Annotated in this window: 12 protein-coding genes and 3 rRNA genes; 6 read left to right on the top strand and 9 right to left on the bottom strand. The window is 68.8% G+C overall.

Features of this window, described 5'->3' with window-relative positions; translation table 11 throughout:
* The first annotated feature begins 65 nt into the window (after positions 1–65).
* The 5 genes from AC5L3C_RS22840 to AC5L3C_RS22820 all read left to right on the top strand — a co-directional run bounded on the left by AC5L3C_RS22840 (position 66) and on the right by AC5L3C_RS22820 (position 5,655).
* Positions 66–1,412 (top strand): DUF7847 domain-containing protein, encoded by a 1,347-nt coding sequence (locus AC5L3C_RS22840; RefSeq protein ID WP_493650602.1) that lies wholly within the window; start codon positions 66–68, stop codon positions 1,410–1,412.
* A gap of 61 nt (positions 1,413–1,473) precedes the next feature.
* Positions 1,474–2,163 (top strand): DUF4129 domain-containing protein, encoded by a 690-nt coding sequence (locus tag AC5L3C_RS22835; protein ID WP_493653982.1) that lies wholly within the window; start codon positions 1,474–1,476, stop codon positions 2,161–2,163.
* Entirely contained in the window at positions 2,160–3,356 is a 1,197-nt protein-coding gene (locus AC5L3C_RS22830; protein WP_493650601.1) for a DUF4350 domain-containing protein, read from the top strand. The genes AC5L3C_RS22835 and AC5L3C_RS22830 overlap by 4 nt, the downstream gene beginning before the upstream one ends.
* Positions 3,356–4,345, top strand: coding sequence for an AAA family ATPase (locus AC5L3C_RS22825; RefSeq protein ID WP_125506088.1), 990 nt, complete (start codon positions 3,356–3,358; stop codon positions 4,343–4,345). The genes AC5L3C_RS22830 and AC5L3C_RS22825 overlap by 1 nt, the downstream gene beginning before the upstream one ends.
* Positions 4,345–5,655, top strand: a complete 1,311-nt coding sequence (locus AC5L3C_RS22820; RefSeq protein WP_493650600.1) for a DUF58 domain-containing protein — start codon at positions 4,345–4,347, stop codon at positions 5,653–5,655. Before AC5L3C_RS22825 ends, AC5L3C_RS22820 begins: the two co-directional genes overlap by 1 nt.
* A gap of 49 nt (positions 5,656–5,704) precedes the next feature.
* Here AC5L3C_RS22820 and rrf read toward each other — a convergent pair.
* The 4 genes from rrf to AC5L3C_RS22800 all read right to left on the bottom strand — a co-directional run bounded on the left by rrf (position 5,705) and on the right by AC5L3C_RS22800 (position 12,432).
* A 5S ribosomal RNA gene (gene rrf / locus AC5L3C_RS22815) occupies positions 5,705–5,821 on the bottom strand.
* Positions 5,822–5,914: 93 nt separating this feature from the next.
* Positions 5,915–9,040: ribosomal RNA gene (locus tag AC5L3C_RS22810) — 23S ribosomal RNA — on the bottom strand.
* Between the two features lie 313 nt (positions 9,041–9,353).
* A 16S ribosomal RNA gene (locus AC5L3C_RS22805) occupies positions 9,354–10,881 on the bottom strand.
* Together the 16S, 23S and 5S rRNA genes form the textbook arrangement of a ribosomal RNA operon.
* Positions 10,882–11,433: 552 nt before the next feature.
* Positions 11,434–12,432: a stage II sporulation protein M gene (locus AC5L3C_RS22800; RefSeq protein ID WP_493650599.1), complete on the bottom strand. Its 999-nt coding sequence runs from the start codon at positions 12,430–12,432 to the stop codon at positions 11,434–11,436.
* Between the two features lie 94 nt (positions 12,433–12,526).
* Here AC5L3C_RS22800 and AC5L3C_RS22795 point away from each other — a divergent pair, with 94 nt between their 5' ends.
* Positions 12,527–13,489, top strand: a complete 963-nt coding sequence (locus AC5L3C_RS22795) for an RDD family protein (RefSeq protein WP_493650598.1) — start codon at positions 12,527–12,529, stop codon at positions 13,487–13,489.
* Between the two features lie 21 nt (positions 13,490–13,510).
* On the opposite strand, the gene AC5L3C_RS22790 is transcribed toward AC5L3C_RS22795, so the two are convergent.
* The 5 genes from AC5L3C_RS22790 to AC5L3C_RS22770 form a co-directional block, all read right to left on the bottom strand.
* Positions 13,511–14,125 carry a hypothetical protein gene (locus tag AC5L3C_RS22790; RefSeq protein WP_493650597.1) on the bottom strand — a complete coding sequence of 205 codons (615 nt, stop codon included), beginning with the start codon at positions 14,123–14,125 and terminating at the stop codon, positions 13,511–13,513.
* A gap of 114 nt (positions 14,126–14,239) precedes the next feature.
* On the bottom strand, positions 14,240–15,697 hold the full coding sequence (gene ahcY, locus AC5L3C_RS22785; RefSeq protein WP_493650596.1) for an adenosylhomocysteinase: 1,458 nt from the start codon (positions 15,695–15,697) through the stop codon (positions 14,240–14,242).
* Between the two features lie 266 nt (positions 15,698–15,963).
* Positions 15,964–16,944, bottom strand: a complete 981-nt coding sequence (locus AC5L3C_RS22780; RefSeq protein WP_493650595.1) for a cation diffusion facilitator family transporter — start codon at positions 16,942–16,944, stop codon at positions 15,964–15,966.
* Between the two features lie 137 nt (positions 16,945–17,081).
* A complete protein-coding gene (gene manA, locus AC5L3C_RS22775; protein WP_493650594.1) occupies positions 17,082–18,233 on the bottom strand; it encodes a mannose-6-phosphate isomerase, class I in 1,152 nt (383 codons plus the stop codon).
* Positions 18,234–18,350: 117 nt separating this feature from the next.
* Complete coding sequence (locus AC5L3C_RS22770; protein WP_493650593.1) at positions 18,351–19,478, bottom strand: SIS domain-containing protein; 1,128 nt, start codon at positions 19,476–19,478, stop codon at positions 18,351–18,353.
* Positions 19,479–19,495 lie beyond the last annotated feature (17 nt).

The raw sequence follows: 19,495 nt of genomic DNA, 5'->3' as shown, positions 1-19,495 counted from the left end.
CCCCATGGCACGATGGCTGCCAAGCTGCCGCCGCGACCGCGGACGGGCACCGTGAAGGAGCGACGATGAAAGACACTCCGGGCTGGGCCTCGCCCGGATCCGCCCCGTCCGAGGGGCAGGAACCCGGCGCGGCCGGACCTGCCGAGCCCGCCGGCCGCCCGGACGACCCGGAGCAGCCCGCCGACCGGCCCCCGCAGCCGGGCCAGGCGCCGCAGGACCCGGGCGTGCAGTGGTCCAAGGACCAGCCGCCGGCCGGACAGTGGTCCGCGCCCACCGGCGGCCCCGGTCCCACGGGCCCCACGGGCCCCACGGGCCCCGGCCAGGCTCCCCCGCCCGCCGGCCCCGGCTGGGGCGCCCCGCCCCCCGCAGGCCCCGGAGGCCACCCCGGCTGGGGAGGCGGCTGGGGCGGCGGCTGGGGCGGCCCCCCGCCCGCGGCCAAGCCCGGCGTCATCCCGCTGCGCCCCCTCGGCGTGGGCGAGATCCTCGACGGCGCCGTCTCCACCATGCGCACCTACTGGCGCACCGTCCTCGGCATCGCCCTGACCGTCGCCGTCCTCACCGAGATCGTCGTCGTCCTGCTCCAGGGCCTGGTCCTCGACAACTCCAGCACCGAGGCGCTCAACGACCCCAGCGCCACGCTCAGCGAGCTGACCGACGCCATGGGCGACGCCCTGTTCAACTCCGGCGTGGTCTTCCTGATCACGCTCGTCGGCACCGTCGCCGCCACCGCCCTGCTCACCACCGTCACCAGCCGCGCGGTGCTCGGCAGGCCCGTCACCACCGCGGACGCCTGGCGCGACGCCCGCCCCCAGATCGTCAAACTGTTCGGCCTGATCTGCCTGCTGCTGCTCATCACCGCCGGCATCATCACCGCGGGCGCGCTGCCCGGCATCCTCGTGTCGGTGGCGGCGGGCGGAGAGGTGGGCATCGCCCTCACCGTCCTCGGAGTCATCTGCGCCGGCGTACTCGCCCTGTGGCTGATGATCCGCTTCTCGCTGGCCTCGCCCACGCTGATGCTCGAGAAGCAGGGCATCGTCAAGGCGATGAGCCGCTCCGCCAAACTGGTCCGCGGCTCCTGGTGGCGGGTGTTCGGCATCCAGCTCCTCGCGACGATCATCGCCAACGTCGTCGCGTCGATCATCGTCATCCCGTTCACCTTCCTCGCCTCGGCCCTCAGCGGGGACGGCGCCACCGGCTTCCTCAACACCGCGGGCGGCGACCTCGGCTGGACGTTCCTCATCGTCAGCGGCATCGGCTCGGTCATCGGCGCCATGATCACGTTCCCGATCACGGCCGGCGTCACCGTGCTCCTCTACATCGACCAGCGCATCCGCCGCGAGGCGCTCGACCTCGAACTCGCCCGCGCCGCCGGCGTCCCGGCGGACAGCCCCGGCACCACCCCGGGGAGCTGACGCGGTGATCACCACGGGGGGAGTTCTCACCACGGCACAGGCCCTGGCCACGGCCGTACGCATGCCGCTGAGCGGCGACGACGAGCCGCCCCTGACCGTCCCGCGCGACCCCGCGCAGGAGGCGGCCCGACGCGAGCTGTCCAAGCGCATGTACCACGAGAACGACCCCAGCTGGTTCCAGCGGGCCCTCGACGCCTTCTGGGACTGGATCGGCAAACTGTTCGACACCGCCTCCACCGCGGCACCCGGCGGCACCCTCGGCCTCGTCGTCATCGTCGCGGCCGTACTCGCCGTCCTGGGCGCCCTCTGGTGGCGCCTGGGCACCCCCCGCCGCCACCCCGCCTCGGCCCCCGCCCTGTTCGACGACCGCCCCCGCAGCGCCGCCGAACACCGCGCCACCGCCGAGGCACACGCCGCCCAAGGCCACTGGAACCAGGCCGTCCAGGAACGCATGCGGGCCATCGTCCGCGCCCTGGAGGAACGGGCCCTGCTCGACTCCCGCCCCGGCCGCACCGCCGACGAGGCCGCCGCGGAAGCCGGCCGCGCCCTGCCCGCCCACACCGACGGCCTGCGCGCCGCCGCCCGCGACTTCGACGACGTGACATACGGCGGCAGGGCCGCCACCCAGGAGTCGTACCGGCGGATCGCCGACCTCGACCACGGCCTGGAACGCACCCGGCCACAGCTCGCGGTCAGCGCCGGCAGCACCCGGAGCACGGACACCACCACCCGCCACGGAGCCGCCGGATGACGACCGAGGTCACGCACCCGTCCACCTCGGCCTCGCCCACGGTCCGCCAGGTGTGGACCCGCACGCGGGGCGTCGCCCTCGCCCTGGTGCTGCTGCTCGCCGCGGCCGTCGCCATCGCCGTGGTCCGCTCCGACGCCCGCCACGGCGAACTCGACCCCCGCTCCGCCGACCCCTACGGCAGCCGTGCCATCGCCGAACTCCTGGCCGACCGGGGCGTGGACACCCGCGTGGTCGCGACCCTGGACGAGGCCGCCGACGCGGCCGGCCCCGACACCACCCTCCTGGTCGCGATCCCCGACCTGCTGACCCCCGGCCAGCAGACCCGGCTGCACTCCGCCTTCGCCCGGTCCGGCGGCCGCACCGTGCTGGTCTCCGCCGGCAGCGCCTCCGTGGAACGCCTCGCCCCGGGCGTCACCGCCGACCCCGCCACCAGCTTCGACTCCACCCTCGCCCCCGCATGCGCCCTGCCCGCCGCCCAGCGCGCCGGCACCGCCGACACGGGCGGCATCCGCTACACCACCACCCACCTCGACGCCGACGAGTGCTACCCCAGCGAACGCCTGGCCACCCTGCTGCGCCTCCCGGCGCCCTCCGGCGACGGCGACACCGTCCTCCTCGGCTCGCCCGACATCCTCCTCAACGCGGAACTGGACCGGCACGGCAACGCCTCGCTCGCCCTGCAACTCCTCGGCTCGCGCCCCCATCTGGTCTGGTACCTCCCCTCACTCGCCGACACCACCGCCGTCACCGGGGACGACGAGCGCAGCTTCTTCGACCTGCTCCCCTCCGGCTGGCTGTGGGGCACCCTGCAACTCTTCCTCGCCGCCGCCGTGGCCGCCCTGTGGCGGGCACGCCGGCTCGGCCCCCTGGTCCCCGAGAAACTCCCCGTGGCGATCCGCGCCTCCGAGACCGTCGAAGGCCGCGCCCGCCTCTACCGCAAGGCCAACGCCCGCGACCGCGCCGCCCTCGCTCTCCGCTCCACCACACGCACCCGCCTCGCCCCCCTCGTGGGCGTCCCCGCCTCCCAGGCGCACGCGCCCGAGGCCCTGCTCCCCGCTCTGTCCGCCCACCTCCAGGGCGACGGACGGTCCCTGCACGCCCTCCTCTTCGGCCCGCCCCCCGGCGACGACGCAGCACTCGTCACGCTCGCCGACCAACTCGACGCCCTCGAAAGAGAGGTACGCCGTCCATGATGGACCCGACCACTGACAACGCCGCGCACACCGGGGACCCGGCCGCCGCCCGGGCCTCCCTGGAGGCCCTGCGTGCCGAGATCGCCAAGGCCGTGGTCGGCCAGGACCCCGCGGTGACCGGCCTCGTCGTCGCCCTGCTCTGCCGCGGTCACGTCCTCCTCGAAGGCGTCCCCGGCGTCGCCAAGACCCTCCTCGTGCGCGCCCTCGCAGCCGCCCTGGAACTCGACACCAAACGCGTCCAGTTCACCCCCGACCTGATGCCGAGCGACGTCACCGGCTCCCTGGTCTACGACGCCCGCACCGCCGAGTTCTCCTTCCAGCCCGGCCCCGTCTTCACCCACCTCCTCCTCGCCGACGAGATCAACCGCACGCCCCCGAAGACCCAGTCCTCCCTGCTCGAAGCCATGGAGGAACGCCAGGTCACCGTGGACGGCACCCCCCGCCCCCTCCCCGACCCCTTCCTGGTCGCCGCGACCCAGAACCCCGTCGAGTACGAGGGCACCTACCCCCTGCCGGAAGCACAGCTCGACCGCTTCCTCCTCAAGCTCACCATCCCCCTCCCCTCCCGCCAGGACGAGATCGACGTCCTCACCCGCCACGCCGAGGGCTTCAACCCGCGCGACCTGAGCGCCGCCGGCGTACGCCCCGTCGCGAACGCCGCGGACCTGGAAGCCGCCCGTCGCGCCGTCGCCGCGACCACCGTCTCCCCCGAGATCACCGCGTACGTCGTCGACATCTGCCGCGCCACCCGCGAATCGCCGTCCCTCACACTCGGCGTGTCCCCCCGAGGCGCCACCGCGCTCCTCGCCACCGCCCGCGCCTGGGCCTGGCTCACGGGCCGCGACTACGTCATCCCCGACGACGTCAAGGCCCTCGCCCTCCCCACCCTCCGTCACCGCGTGCAGCTCCGTCCGGAGGCCGAGATGGAAGGCGTCACGACCGACTCGGTCATCAACGCGATCCTGTCCCACGTCCCGGTGCCCCGCTGATGGCCCTCACCGGACGCGCCGCCCTGCTCGCGGCACTCGGCTCCGTCCCCGTCGGCATCTGGGAACCCGGCTGGACGGGGATCCTCGCCGTCAACGCACCCCTCGCGTTGGCCTGCGCCTGCGACTTCGCCCTGGCCGCCCCGGTACGCCACCTCGGCCTGACCCGATCCGGCGACACCTCCGTACGCCTGGGCGACACCGCCGACGTCACCCTGACGATCACCAACCCGTCCCGTCGGCCTCTGCGCGCCCGGATCCGCGACGCCTGGCCCCCGAGCAGCTGGCAGCCCGGTACGGAGCGGGAGGCCTCCCGCCACCGCCTCCTCGTCCCCGCGGGTGAACGCCGGCGCCTCACCACCCGCCTGCGCCCCACCCGCCGCGGCGACCGCCACGCCGACCGCGTCACCATCCGCTCCTACGGCCCCCTCGGCCTCCTCGCCCGCCAGGGCACACACCGGGTCCCCTGGGCGGTCCGTGTCCTGCCGCCCTTCACGAGCCGCAAGCATCTGCCGTACAAACTGGCGCGCCTGCGCGAACTGGACGGCCGCACCAGCGTGCTGACCCGCGGCGAGGGAACGGAGTTCGACAGCCTGCGCGAATACGTCCCCGGCGACGACACCCGTTCCATCGACTGGCGCGCCACCGCCCGCCAGTCCGCGGTAGCGGTACGCACCTGGCGTCCCGAACGCGACCGCCACATCCTGCTCGTCCTCGACACGGGCCGCACCTCCGCGGGCCGGGTCGACGACACCCCTCGCCTGGACGCCTCCATGGACGCCGCTCTCCTCCTGGCGGCCCTCGCCTCCCGCGCCGGCGACCGCGTCGACCTCCTCGCCTACGACCGCCGCCTGCGCGCCCTCGTCCAGGGCCGCACCGCCGGCGACGTCCTCCCCTCCCTCATCAACGCCATGGCCACGCTGGAACCGGAGCTCGTCGAAACCGACGCCCGGGGGCTGACGGCGACGGCGCTGCGCACGGCACCGCGACGCTCCCTGATCGTCCTGCTCACGACACTCGACGCGGCCCCCGTCGAGGAGGGCCTGCTTCCCGTTCTGGGCCGGCTCACGCAACGCCACACGGTGCTGCTGGCGTCGGTGGCGGATCCGCACACGGCGCGAATGGCGGAGGCCCGGGGCAACGTCGACGCCGTCTACGAGGCCGCGTCGGCGGCCCAGGCCCACGCCGAACGCGACCGCACCGCGGAACACCTCCGCCGCCTCGGCGTCACGGTCGTGGATGCGACTCCGGAAGAGCTGGCACCGGCGCTGGCGGATGCCTATCTGGCGCTCAAGGCGGCGGGGCGGCTGTGAAACGCCGAAAGCCCCCGGGCCGAATGGCACGGGGGCTCTCTCAAGAATTGTTCGGCGGCGTCCTACTCTCCCACAGGGTCCCCCCTGCAGTACCATCGGCGCTGTAAGGCTTAGCTTCCGGGTTCGGAATGTAACCGGGCGTTTCCCCTACGCTATGACCACCGAAACACTATGAAACAATCAACAACCAGCACCACGCCGTGACCATGGCATGGGGTTGTTCGTGGTTTCAGAACCAACACAGTGGACGCGAGCAACTGAGGACAAGCCCTCGGCCTATTAGTACCGGTCAACTCCACACGTTACCGTGCTTCCATATCCGGCCTATCAACCCAGTCGTCTACTGGGAGCCTTACCCCATCAAGTGGGTGGGAGTCCTCATCTCGAAGCAGGCTTCCCGCTTAGATGCTTTCAGCGGTTATCCCTCCCGAACGTAGCCAACCAGCCATGCCCTTGGCAGAACAACTGGCACACCAGAGGTTCGTCCGTCCCGGTCCTCTCGTACTAGGGACAGCCCTTCTCAAGACTCCTACGCGCACAGCGGATAGGGACCGAACTGTCTCACGACGTTCTAAACCCAGCTCGCGTACCGCTTTAATGGGCGAACAGCCCAACCCTTGGGACCGACTCCAGCCCCAGGATGCGACGAGCCGACATCGAGGTGCCAAACCATCCCGTCGATATGGACTCTTGGGGAAGATCAGCCTGTTATCCCCGGGGTACCTTTTATCCGTTGAGCGACGGCGCTTCCACAAGCCACCGCCGGATCACTAGTCCCGACTTTCGTCCCTGCTCGACCCGTCGGTCTCACAGTCAAGCTCCCTTGTGCACTTACACTCAACACCTGATTGCCAACCAGGCTGAGGGAACCTTTGGGCGCCTCCGTTACTCTTTAGGAGGCAACCGCCCCAGTTAAACTACCCATCAGACACTGTCCCTGATCCGGATCACGGACCCAGGTTAGACATCCAGCACGACCAGACTGGTATTTCAACGACGACTCCACCCGAACTGGCGTCCAGGCTTCACAGTCTCCCAGCTATCCTACACAAGCCGAACCGAACACCAATATCAAACTGTAGTAAAGGTCCCGGGGTCTTTCCGTCCTGCTGCGCGAAACGAGCATCTTTACTCGTAGTGCAATTTCACCGGGCCTATGGTTGAGACAGTCGAGAAGTCGTTACGCCATTCGTGCAGGTCGGAACTTACCCGACAAGGAATTTCGCTACCTTAGGATGGTTATAGTTACCACCGCCGTTTACTGGCGCTTAAGTTCTCAGCTTCGCCCACCCGAAAGTGAGCTAACCGGTCCCCTTAACGTTCCAGCACCGGGCAGGCGTCAGTCCGTATACATCGCCTTACGGCTTCGCACGGACCTGTGTTTTTAGTAAACAGTCGCTTCTCGCTGGTCTCTGCGGCCACCCCCAGCTCACCGAGTAAATCGGATCACCGAGCGTGGCCCCCCTTCTCCCGAAGTTACGGGGGCATTTTGCCGAGTTCCTTAACCATAGTTCACCCGAACGCCTCGGTATTCTCTACCTGACCACCTGAGTCGGTTTAGGGTACGGGCCGCCATGAAACTCGCTAGAGGCTTTTCTCGACAGCATAGGATCATCCACTTCACCACAATCGGCTCGGCATCAGGTCTCAGACTATTGCCAGGCGGATTTACCTACCTGACGTCCTACACCCTTACCCCGGGACAACCACCGCCCGGGATGGACTACCTTCCTGCGTCACCCCATCACTCACCTACTACCAGCTCGGGTCACCGGCTCCACCACTCCGACCTCGTCCGAAGACTCAGCCGACGGCTTCACGGGCTTAGCATCACTGGATTCGATGTTTGACGCTCCACAGCGGGTACCGGAATATCAACCGGTTATCCATCGACTACGCCTGTCGGCCTCGCCTTAGGTCCCGACTTACCCTGGGCAGATCAGCTTGACCCAGGAACCCTTAGTCAATCGGCGCACACGTTTCTCACGTGTGAATCGCTACTCATGCCTGCATTCTCACTCGTCAACCGTCCACAACTCGCTTACGCGGCTGCTTCACCCGGCAGACGACGCTCCCCTACCCATCACGATCCCCGTTGGGGGTACATATCGCAATGACACGACTTCGGCGGTACGCTTGAGCCCCGCTACATTGTCGGCGCGGAATCACTAGACCAGTGAGCTATTACGCACTCTTTCAAGGATGGCTGCTTCTAAGCCAACCTCCTGGTTGTCTCTGCGACTCCACATCCTTTCCCACTTAGCGTACGCTTAGGGGCCTTAGTCGATGCTCTGGGCTGTTTCCCTCTCGACCATGGAGCTTATCCCCCACAGTCTCACTGCCGCGCTCTCACTTACCGGCATTCGGAGTTTGGCTAAGGTCAGTAACCCGGTAGGGCCCATCGCCTATCCAGTGCTCTACCTCCGGCAAGAAACACACGACGCTGCACCTAAATGCATTTCGGGGAGAACCAGCTATCACGGAGTTTGATTGGCCTTTCACCCCTAACCACAGGTCATCCCCCAGGTTTTCAACCCTGGTGGGTTCGGTCCTCCACGAAGTCTTACCTCCGCTTCAACCTGCCCATGGCTAGATCACTCCGCTTCGGGTCTTGAGCGTGCTACTCAGATCGCCCTCTTCGGACTCGCTTTCGCTACGGCTACCCCACCCGGGTTAACCTCGCAACACACCGCAAACTCGCAGGCTCATTCTTCAAAAGGCACGCAGTCACGACGTTGAGTGCAAGCACTCAACGCGACGCTCCCACGGCTTGTAGGCACACGGTTTCAGGTACTATTTCACTCCCCTCCCGGGGTACTTTTCACCATTCCCTCACGGTACTATCCGCTATCGGTCACCAGGGAATATTTAGGCTTAGCGGGTGGTCCCGCCAGATTCACACGGGATTTCTCGGGCCCCGTGCTACTTGGGTGTCTCTCAAACGAGCCGCTGACGTTTCGACTACGGGGGTCTTACCCTCTACGCCGGACCTTTCGCATGTCCTTCGCCTACATCAACGGTTTCTGACTCGTCTCATGGCCGGCAGACCATGAAAGAGAGATCCCACAACCCCGAATGCGCAACCCCTGCCGGGTCTCACACGCATACGGTTTGGCCTCATCCGGTTTCGCTCGCCACTACTACCGGAATCACGGTTGTTTTCTCTTCCTGCGGGTACTGAGATGTTTCACTTCCCCGCGTTCCCTCCACTTGCCCTATGTGTTCAGGCAAGGGTGACAGCCCATGACGACTGCCGGGTTTCCCCATTCGGACACCCCCGGATCAAAGCCTGGTTGACGACTCCCCGGGGCCTATCGCGGCCTCCCACGTCCTTCATCGGTTCCTGGTGCCAAGGCATCCACCGTGCGCCCTTAAAAACTTGGCCACAGATGCTCGCGTCCACTGTGCAGTTCTCAAACAACGACCAACCACCCACCACCCCAAGCCAGAAGCTCGAGTTCACTGGGGCCGGCACCGAAGGCTTCCCGGCCTCACGGCCGTACCTTCAGACACCCAACAGCGTGCCCGGCACCCTCGCCTCTCGTGGTCTGCGTTCCACGCTCCGAAGAGCAGTACTAGCAGCCCGAGGCGGCTGAAGATGCCGAGTAGCCAACGTTCCACCCATGAGCAACCAGCATCAGACGTTCGCCGATGTACTGGCCTCTGACCAACCGGAGTTGGTGAGAAGTGCTCCTTAGAAAGGAGGTGATCCAGCCGCACCTTCCGGTACGGCTACCTTGTTACGACTTCGTCCCAATCGCCAGTCCCACCTTCGACAGCTCCCTCCCACAAGGGGTTGGGCCACCGGCTTCGGGTGTTACCGACTTTCGTGACGTGACGGGCGGTGTGTACAAGGCCCGGGAACGTATTCACCGCAGCAATGCTGATCTGCGATTACTAGCGACTCCGACTTCATGGGGTCGAGTTGCAGACCCCAATCCGAACTGAGACCGGCTTTTTGAGATTCGCTCCACCTTGCGGTATCGCAGCTCATTGTACCGGCCATTGTAGCACGTGTGCAGCCCAAGACATAAGGGGCATGATGACTTGACGTCGTCCCCACCTTCCTCCGAGTTGACCCCGGCGGTCTCCCGTGAGTCCCCAGCACCACAAGGGCCTGCTGGCAACACGGGACAAGGGTTGCGCTCGTTGCGGGACTTAACCCAACATCTCACGACACGAGCTGACGACAGCCATGCACCACCTGTACACCGACCACAAGGGGGGCACTATCTCTAATGCTTTCCGGTGTATGTCAAGCCTTGGTAAGGTTCTTCGCGTTGCGTCGAATTAAGCCACATGCTCCGCCGCTTGTGCGGGCCCCCGTCAATTCCTTTGAGTTTTAGCCTTGCGGCCGTACTCCCCAGGCGGGGCACTTAATGCGTTAGCTGCGGCACGGACGACGTGGAATGTCGCCCACACCTAGTGCCCACCGTTTACGGCGTGGACTACCAGGGTATCTAATCCTGTTCGCTCCCCACGCTTTCGCTCCTCAGCGTCAGTATCGGCCCAGAGATCCGCCTTCGCCACCGGTGTTCCTCCTGATATCTGCGCATTTCACCGCTACACCAGGAATTCCGATCTCCCCTACCGAACTCTAGCCTGCCCGTATCGACTGCAGACCCGGGGTTAAGCCCCGGGCTTTCACAACCGACGCGACAAGCCGCCTACGAGCTCTTTACGCCCAATAATTCCGGACAACGCTCGCGCCCTACGTATTACCGCGGCTGCTGGCACGTAGTTAGCCGGCGCTTCTTCTGCAGGTACCGTCACTTTCGCTTCTTCCCTGCTGAAAGAGGTTTACAACCCGAAGGCCGTCATCCCTCACGCGGCGTCGCTGCATCAGGCTTTCGCCCATTGTGCAATATTCCCCACTGCTGCCTCCCGTAGGAGTCTGGGCCGTGTCTCAGTCCCAGTGTGGCCGGTCGCCCTCTCAGGCCGGCTACCCGTCGTCGCCTTGGTGAGCCGTTACCTCACCAACAAGCTGATAGGCCGCGGGCTCATCCTGCACCGCCGGAGCTTTCGAACCGCCTGGATGCCCAGACGGTTCAGTATCCGGTATTAGACCCCGTTTCCAGGGCTTGTCCCAGAGTGCAGGGCAGATTGCCCACGTGTTACTCACCCGTTCGCCACTAATCCCCACCCGAAGGTGGTTCATCGTTCGACTTGCATGTGTTAAGCACGCCGCCAGCGTTCGTCCTGAGCCAGGATCAAACTCTCCGTGAATGTTTTCCCGTAATCGGGATGAACACCACGAGAGCGGTGCGAGAGGAGGAATAGTCCCCTCGCACACAGCGTCCTCGCTGTGTTTTTTCAAAGGAACCTCGCCCCAGCAGAAGCTGGAGACGGGGTATCAACATATCTGGCGTTGACTTTTGGCACGCTGTTGAGTTCTCAAGGAACGGACGCTTCCTTCGTACTCACCCTCGCAGGCTTTCCTCCGGGCGCTTCCCTTCGGTGTTTCCGACTCTATCAGATCTTTCCGATCCGATTTCCTCGGTGCTTTCCAGGTCCACGCGCTTTCGCGTTTCCCTTTCCGGCGGGCCCGACTTTATCAGAAGTTTCAGGGCGGACTGACCGGCCTTCGTTTTCCGATTCATCGGGAGGTGCTTCCGCGAAATCATCGTCTCGTCGAGAAGCGGCTAGATGCTCACTGTCGCCTTCCGGGTGAGACCCCGTCTCCAGGCAACTGTTCAAATCTACCTCCCCACACGCGCCGTGTCAACGGCTCCCGTGGGGCGAAGAGGAGACTAGCAGTTGATCAGGGCCCTCCGCACATCAGGCGGCAGTGGGCACGTCGGCACTGCGCTCGGACGCCTCGAGGTCCCCGGTCGCGCCGGCGCGTCCGCCCACCACATAGACGTAGGTCAGGAACACCAGCTCGGCGACGACGCCGATGGTGACGCGTGCCCAGGTGGGCAGGCCCGACGGAGTGACGAAGCCTTCGATGGCCCCGGAGACGAAGAGGACCAGGGCCAGGCCGATCGCCATGGCCAGGGCTGCCCGGCCCTCTTCCGCGAGCGCCGTGCGTCGGGTGCGGGGACCCGGGTCGATGACGGTCCAGCCGAGACGGAGTCCGGTACCGGCGGCGACGAAGACCGCGGTGAGTTCGAGGAGACCGTGCGGCAGGACCAGGCCGAGGAAGGTGTCGAGGCGGCCGGCCGAGGACATCAGCCCGAAGCCGACGCCCAGGTTGAGCATGTTCTGGAAGAGGATCCACAGCACCGGCAGTCCGAGGAAGACGCCCAGGATCAGGCAGAGGGCCGCGGCCCAGGCGTTGTTCGTCCAGACCTGGGCGGCGAAAGAGGCCGCGGGGTTGCTCGAGTAGTACGTCTCGTACTGACCGCCGGGGCGGGTGAGCTCGCGCAGTTCGCTGGGGGCGGCGATGGATGCCTGCACGTCGGGGTGGGTGGCTATCCACCAGCCCAGCAGGACCGCCACGGCGGTGGAGAGCAGTGCCGTGGGCACCCACCAGTGGCGCGAGGTGTAGACGGCGGCCGGGAAGCTGTGGGTCAGGAAGTGTGTGACGTCGCGCCAGGACGCCCGGCGGGCGCCGGTCACGGCACTGCGCGCGCGGGCCACCAGCTGGCTGAGCCGGCCGGTCAGCTGGGGATCGGGAGCCGCCGACTGGATCAGGGAGAGGTGGGTGGCGGCACGCTGGTAGAGGACGACGAGTTCGTCGGCCTCCGCGCCGGTGAGGCGGCGCTGGCGCCGGAGGAGGGCGTCGAGGCGGTCCCACTCCGCGCGGTGGGCGGAGACGAAGACGTCGAGGTCCATCGGTGTGCCTGCTCCTCGGGTGTTCGTCGGCGGTCGGGTCATCAGCTTGGCAGACTGGCGGTGTTCGGGGCGAGGTCAGGAAAGGGCGGCAGGTGTGAGTGAGCTGGTGACGGGCGAGGCGGTGGCGCTGGAGTTGCGCCCCGCGAGGCTGCCCAGCAGGGCCCTGGCCGTGCTGCTCGATCTGGCGGCGGCCGTGGCCGCGTACGTCGCCGTGACCATCGGTCTCGTGGCTGCCACGGCCTCCCTGGACCAGGCGGCGCAGATGGCGATCACGATCGCGGTCTTCGTCCTGGTCCTGGTGGGCGCGCCGATCATGGTGGAGACGCTCAGTCAGGGACGGTCGCTCGGGAAGCTGGCGTGCGGGCTGCGGGTGGTGCGGGACGACGGCGGTCCGATCCGGTTCCGGCATGCGCTGGTGCGGGGGCTGATCGGCGTGATCGAAATCCTTATGACCTTCGGGGTCGTGGCCGTGGTCGCCTCGCTGGTCTCGGCACGTGGCCGGCGCCTGGGCGATGTGTTCGCGGGGACTCTGGTCGTGCGGGAGCGGGTGCCGGCCGCGCGTGCCGACTTCGTGCCGCCGCCTCCGCCGTGGCTGGCGGGGCGCTTCTCGGGGTTGGATCTGTCGGCCGTACCCGATGCTCTCTGGCTCGCGGTCCGTCAGTACCTGACGCGGATGCGGCAGCTGGATCCGCAGGTCGGCTGGTCGATGGCGGAGCGGCTGGCGTCGGACCTGGCGGAGCGTACGGGGGCGCCAGTACCGCCGGGGGTGCCGCCGGCGGCGTATCTGGCGGCGGTGGTGCAGGAGCGGCAGGCCCGGGAGGCCCGCCGGGCGTTCGGGAACGGGGCCGGCGGGCGTGGCGGCGGGCAGATCGGGGCGGCCGGTGGGGTGGGTACCGCAGGGGCGCCCGGGGCGGCCGGTGGGGTGGGTACCGCAGGGGCGTCCGTGCCGCCCGTGGTGCAGCCCGCCGTTCCGCCGCCGGCGCGTCCGGGGGCCGGGCACCGGGGTGGGGAGGCGTCGGCCGAGCGGCCCGCCACGGGGTTCGTACCGCCGGCGTAGACGCGGCTCCGGGGCTGTCCGTCAGTCGAAGACCGACGGTGGTGATGCGAGGTCTTCGAGCTCGATGCCGGGCGCCGCGAGCACCACGTCGCCAGCGAGGTGCACGGCGTGCTGTTCGCCCGTGTCCAGGGCTGTGACCTGGTATTCGTCCACGGTCAGGGGGCCGTTGTCAGTGGTGTGTGTTTCTCTTTTCACCAGCGCCCAGGACTGGTCCAGGGTGCGTGGGGCGAGGACCGGGTCGGTGAAGGCGACGAGGCGTACGCGGGTGGCCGTCATGGAGGGGGTGAGGCGCAGGAGACGGGCGGTGGCGACGAGAAAGGCGGGGGACGAGCCGGTGAAGGCGTGGGCGCGCACATTGCCTTCGGTGGCGTGGGTCCCGGTGGGGTCCGTACGGACCCAGGTGACGCCGTCGAGGGCGGCGCCGCGGACCTGCCAGCTCGCGGCGTGGAGTTCGAGGCGGATGGGGCGGCCGAGTTCGTCGAGAGCCAGGTCGACCGAGCCCAGGTGATCGCCGGAGGGGGCGGTGAGCTGGGAGACGTAGCGCCAGCCGGAAGGGCCGGGGGCGCAGTGGAAGTGCTCTTCCGCGAGGGGGGTGTGATCGTGCGGATCGTGGAGCGAATAGCGGCCGCGGGGCATGGGGGTCCTGGGTCGTGACGGTCTGGGCCGGTCTCCGGTCCGCCCAAGGGGCAGGCCCCCGTCACGGGGGTGCGGGGGCCTGCCTGGGTGGATTCGCTGCCGGGGAGCCCGGGCTCAGTAGCGGTAGTGGTCCGGCTTGTAGGGGCCCTCGGCCTTCACACCGATGTACTCGGCCTGCTCGGGGCGGAGGGTGGTCAGCTTCACGCCGAGCGCGTCGAGGTGGAGCCGGGCGACCTTCTCGTCGAGGTGCTTGGGCAGCACGTAGACGCCGGTCGGGTACGCGTCGGGCTTGGTGAACAGCTCGATCTGGGCCAGGGTCTGGTCCGCGAAGGAGTTGGACATCACGAACGACGGGTGACCGGTCGCGTTGCCCAGGTTCAGCAGGCGGCCCTCGGAGAGCACGATGATCTTCTTGCCGTCGGGGAAGGTCCAGGTGTGGACCTGCGGCTTGATCTCGTCCTTGACGATGCCGGGGACCTTGGCGAGGCCGGCCATGTCGATCTCGTTGTCGAAGTGGCCGATGTTGCCGACGATGGCCTGGTGCTTCATCTTGGCCATGTCACCGGCCATGATGATGTCCTTGTTGCCGGTCGTGGTGATGAAGATGTCGGCCGTGTCGATGACCTCGTCGAGCGTGGTCACCTGGTAGCCGTCCATCGCGGCCTGCAGGGCGCAGATCGGGTCGATCTCGGTGATGATCACGCGCGCGCCCTGGCCCCGCAGGGACTCCGCGCAGCCCTTGCCCACGTCGCCGTAGCCGCAGATGACCGCGGTCTTGCCGCCGATCAGGGTGTCGGTGGCGCGGTTGATGCCGTCGACCAGGGAGTGACGGCAGCCGTACTTGTTGTCGAACTTCGACTTGGTGACGGCGTCGTTGACGTTGATCGCCGGGAACAGGAGGGTGCCGTCGCGCTGCATCTCGTACAGGCGGTGGACGCCGGTGGTGGTCTCCTCGGTGACGCCGCGGATCTCGGAGGAGAGCTGGGTCCACTTCTGCGGGTTCTCGCCCAGGGTGCGGTTGAGCAGTTCGAGGATGACGCGGTGCTCGTCGGACTCCGCGGTGTCGGGCGAGGGGGCCTTGCCGTCCTTCTCGTACTCGACGCCCTTGTGGACGAGGAGGGTCGCGTCACCGCCGTCGTCGAGGATCATGTTGGGGCCGCCGGTGGGGCTGTCCGGCCAGGTCAGCGCCTGCTCGGTGCACCACCAGTACTCCTCGAGCGTCTCGCCCTTCCAGGCGAAGACGGGGACGCCCTGCGGGTTGTCGGCCGTGCCGTTCGGGCCGACGGCGATGGCGGCGGCCGCGTGGTCCTGGGTGGAGAAGATGTTGCAGGACGCCCAGCGGACCTGCGCGCCCAGGGCGGCCAGGGTCTCGATGAGCACGGCGGTCTGCACGGTCATGTGCAGGGAGCCGGTGATCCGGGCGCCGGCGAGGGGCTGGGCCTCGGCGTACTCCTTGCGGATCGCCATCAGGCCGGGCATCTCGTGCTCGGCGAGGGTGATCTCCTTGCGGCCGAACTCGGCCAGGGAGAGATCGGCGACCTTGAAGTCCTGTCGGTTGTCGACAGTCGTCATTGCGAGCTGCTCCTCGGGGTGTGGGTCGAGGTGGGTACGGCTGGTCTGCGCGGCGGCGGACACAGGGGTGCCCCGAACAGGACACAGGCATGCCCGCGTACGCGCAGCGCAGTCCGTCGGAGGCCCTCTCTCCCTCGGCCGGCCCCGGTGGGACCGCCCGACCGCCATCAGCAGCGACGTCTGGCTCCGTCCCAAGCTACACCGCGAGGCCCGGCGGCCCCCAGTCCGGCCGCGTACACATCAGGCCGAATTAGGGGCCGACGCGGTCAGTGGTCGGTGTCCGGCGCCGCTGGGCCGCCGGGGGTGGCCTCGGGGTCCGGGCCCTTGGCGGCTTCGGCCTCGCTGTAGATGTCGGGCTCGAGGTAGATCACGCGGGCGATCGGGACAGCCTCGCGGATGCGGGACTCGGCGGCGTCGATGGCGGAGGCGATCTCGGTGGCGGTGTCGTCGTGCCGGACGGCGATCTTCGCGGCGACCAGCAGCTCCTCCGGGCCGATGTGGAGCGTGCGCATGTGGATGATGCGGGTGACGGTGTCGCCGTCGACGGCGGCGGCCTCGATCTTCCGGGTCTCCTCGGCGCCCGCGGCCTCGCCCAGCAGCAGCGACTTGGTCTCCACGGCGAGCACCAGGGCGATCAGGATGAGCAGCACGCCGATGCACAGGGTGCCGATGCCGTCCCAGACGCTGTCCCCGGTGGCCAGGGCCATGCCGACACCGCCGAGGGCGAGGACCAGGCCGACGAGCGCGCCGAGGTCCTCCAGGAGGACGACCGGCAGCTCGGGCGCCTTGGCGTGGCGGACGAACTCCTTCCAGGAGCGCCGGCCGCGCAGGACGTTGGACTCCTTGATGGCGGTGCGGAAGGAGAAGGTCTCGGCGATGATCGCGAAGACGAGGACGCCGACCGGCCAGTACCAGTGCTCCAGCTCGTGCGGGTGCTTGATCTTCTCGTAGCCCTCGTAGAGGGCGAACATGCCGCCGACCGAGAAGAGCACGATGGAGACGAGAAAGGCGTAGATGTAGCGCTCACGGCCGTAGCCGAAGGGGTGCTGCGGGGTGGCCTGGCGCTGGGCCCGCTTGCCGCCGACGAGCAGCAGCCCCTGGTTGCCGGAGTCGGCGACCGAGTGGACGGACTCGGCGAGCATCGACGAGGAGCCGCTGAAGAGGAACGCCACGAACTTCGCTACCGCGATCGCGAGGTTGGCGGCGAGTGCCGCCACGATCGCCTTGGTGCCGCCTGACGCGCTCATGTGTCCGCGTTGTCCCTTCGTACGCCGGTCCCGGGCGGGCGCGTGTGCGCCGCCCGGGGCTGTGCCCGTCCCTTGACGGTGGGACATTGTTGCAGCACGGCCCGCGGACGGCGCGTCAGGTCGCCGTCATGGGGTGATCAGGCGACGACCGTGGCCCGGAACAGGGTTCCGGTACCCGAGACGTGGGCCTGTTCACCGGCCGGGACGAACACGGACCGGCCCGGGGTCAGTGCGTGCTCGCCCGCCTCCACGGAACCCTCGGTGCAGAGCAGGATCTGCGGGGTGGTGAGGGTGAGGTCGTGGGTGGCGCCGCCCTCGGGGAGGACGTAGCGGGAGAGGCGGAACTCGTCGATGGGCGTCTCGTAGACCTCCTCGCCGTCCGGGCCGGCCTCCGGGCGCAGCACGCCGGGGTCGCGGGACTCGAAGCGGACGATGCGCAGGAGTTCGGGGACGTCGACGTGCTTGGGCGTCAGGCCGCAGCGCAGCACGTTGTCGGAGTTGGCCATGATCTCGACGCCGAGGCCGTCGAGGTAGGCGTGCGGGACGCCGGCGCCGAGGAAGAGGGCCTCGCCGGGCTGGAGCCGGACGTGGTTGAGGAGCATCGCGGCGATGACGCCGGGGTCGCCCGGGTAGTGGTGGGCGATGTCGGCGTACGGGGCGTAGTCGCCGCCGAGGCGGTCACAGGCGGCGGCCGTCTCGGTGACGGTGCGGGCCATCTCCTCGGGGTCGGCGGTGAGGATCGCGGTGAGGACCTCGCGCAGGGCGGCCTCTTCGGGCTGGGCGTGCAGCAGGTCGACGTACGGCTTGAGGGAGTCCACGCCGAGGCCGTCGAGGAGTTCGGCGGCGCGCCGGGGGTCGCGGAAGCCGCACAGGCCGTCGAACTCGGTGAGGGCGCAGACCAGTTCGGGCTTGTGGTTGGCGTCCTTGTAGTTGCGGTGCGGGGCGGTCGCGGGAACGCCCCGGCGCTCCTCGTCGGCGTAGCCCTCCTTCGCCTGGGTCAGGTCGGGGTGGACCTGGAGGGAGAGCGGGGCCCCGGCGGCGAGGAGCTTGAGCAGGAAGGGCAGGCGGGGGCCGAACTTGGCGACGGTGTCCGGGCCGAGCTCGCGCTCCGGGTCGGCGTCGATGACCTCGACGAGGGTGCCCCGCCCGGTGCGGGAGGGTGCGCCGGGGTGGGCGCCCATCCACATCTCCGCCTGCGGCTCGCCGGTCGGCTCGGTGCCCAGCAGGCGCGGGATGGCGGTGGTGGAACCCCAGGCGTAGGGGCGGATGGTGTTGTCGAGGGGGTCCATGGGGTTCTCTGCGTTCCTTCTGCCGGTTCTCGTGCGGGCGCGCGGTGCCGTGCGTCTGCGTGCGTCAGCGTGCGTCTGCGCGGAGGGTGGGTCAGGGGCTGCCGGGCATGACCGGGCTCAGGCTCTCGAGGCGAGCGCCAGGTAGACGGCGGCGAAATCGGTGACGGCGATCAGCTCCGCGAGGGTCTCCAGTTCGCCTCCGGCCTCCGGTTCCAGCTCGCTGATCGGCGTGTCGTGGGTGAGGGCCAGTTCGCGGGCGGCGGGGGCGGCGGTGAGGCCGCCGATGGGGCGGTCGCGCAGGAGCACCACGCGCGCGTGCAGGGCGGGCGTCTCCTCGACGCGGTCGCGGAAGAAGTCGTCCGGGTCGGCGCTGGCGGCGAGGCGGCCGGCGAGCAGGGCGCTGTGCGCGGCGAGCGCTTCGGGCAGTTCGGCGACGACGGCGGGGGTGCCGGAGAGTTCGGCGAGCGCCGCGGCGAAACGTCGGCCGGCCGGGCCGGCCGAGACGCCTTCGGTCCAGACGACGGGAAGGGCGTCGGCGAGCTCGGCGGCCAGGGTCTTGGCGGGGTTGCTGTAGGCCGCGATGGCGGGTCCGCAGCGTTCGGCGATGGTGTCGAGGCGGTCGGCGACCTTCTCCAGGGCGTCGGGCGGGGCGGTGAGCAGGCCCGCGCGGTCCAGCAAGGCGAGCAACGGAGTGAGCAGGGCCCACAGGACGCCGGGCGCGGAGGCGGCGAGCGGCTCGTCGTGGTCGTAGGGGGCGGTCGCCATGGGGACGAACAGGCCGTGGGAGCCGCTGACGGTGTCGGCGAGCGGGGTGCGGGCGGGGGCCACGGCGACGACGGTGCAGCCGCGGCGGTACGCCTGCTCGCAGAGCAGGGTCAGGCCGGGTTCGGTGCCGTCCGGGGTGGCGATGAGCAGCAGGTCGACGGAGCCGGCCCAGCCGGGCAGTTCCCAGCGCAGGGCGCCCGCGGCGGGGGCGACGCCGGTGGGGGCGAGGCGGGTGACGGGGCTGCCCGCGCCGGCCAGGGTGCCGAGGAGGTCGGCGGTCTGGGTGGCGGCGGCGCCCGGGCCGGCGATGAGGACGGCGCGGGGGCGGCCGTCGGGCTTGAGGTCGTTGACGCCGGCCTCGGCGGCGTACCGCGCGGCGGTGCGGACGCGGGCGCCGGCTTCGGCGGCGCCGCGGAGCAGGGCACGGCGGTCGGCCTCGGCGAGGCCCTCCGGGGAGTCGAGCAGGGATTCGTCGAGCATGGGCGGCAGGCTCCGAT

Source organism: Streptomyces speibonae, assembly GCF_984686075.1.
This window is presented reverse-complemented; position numbering and strand designations above follow the sequence as displayed.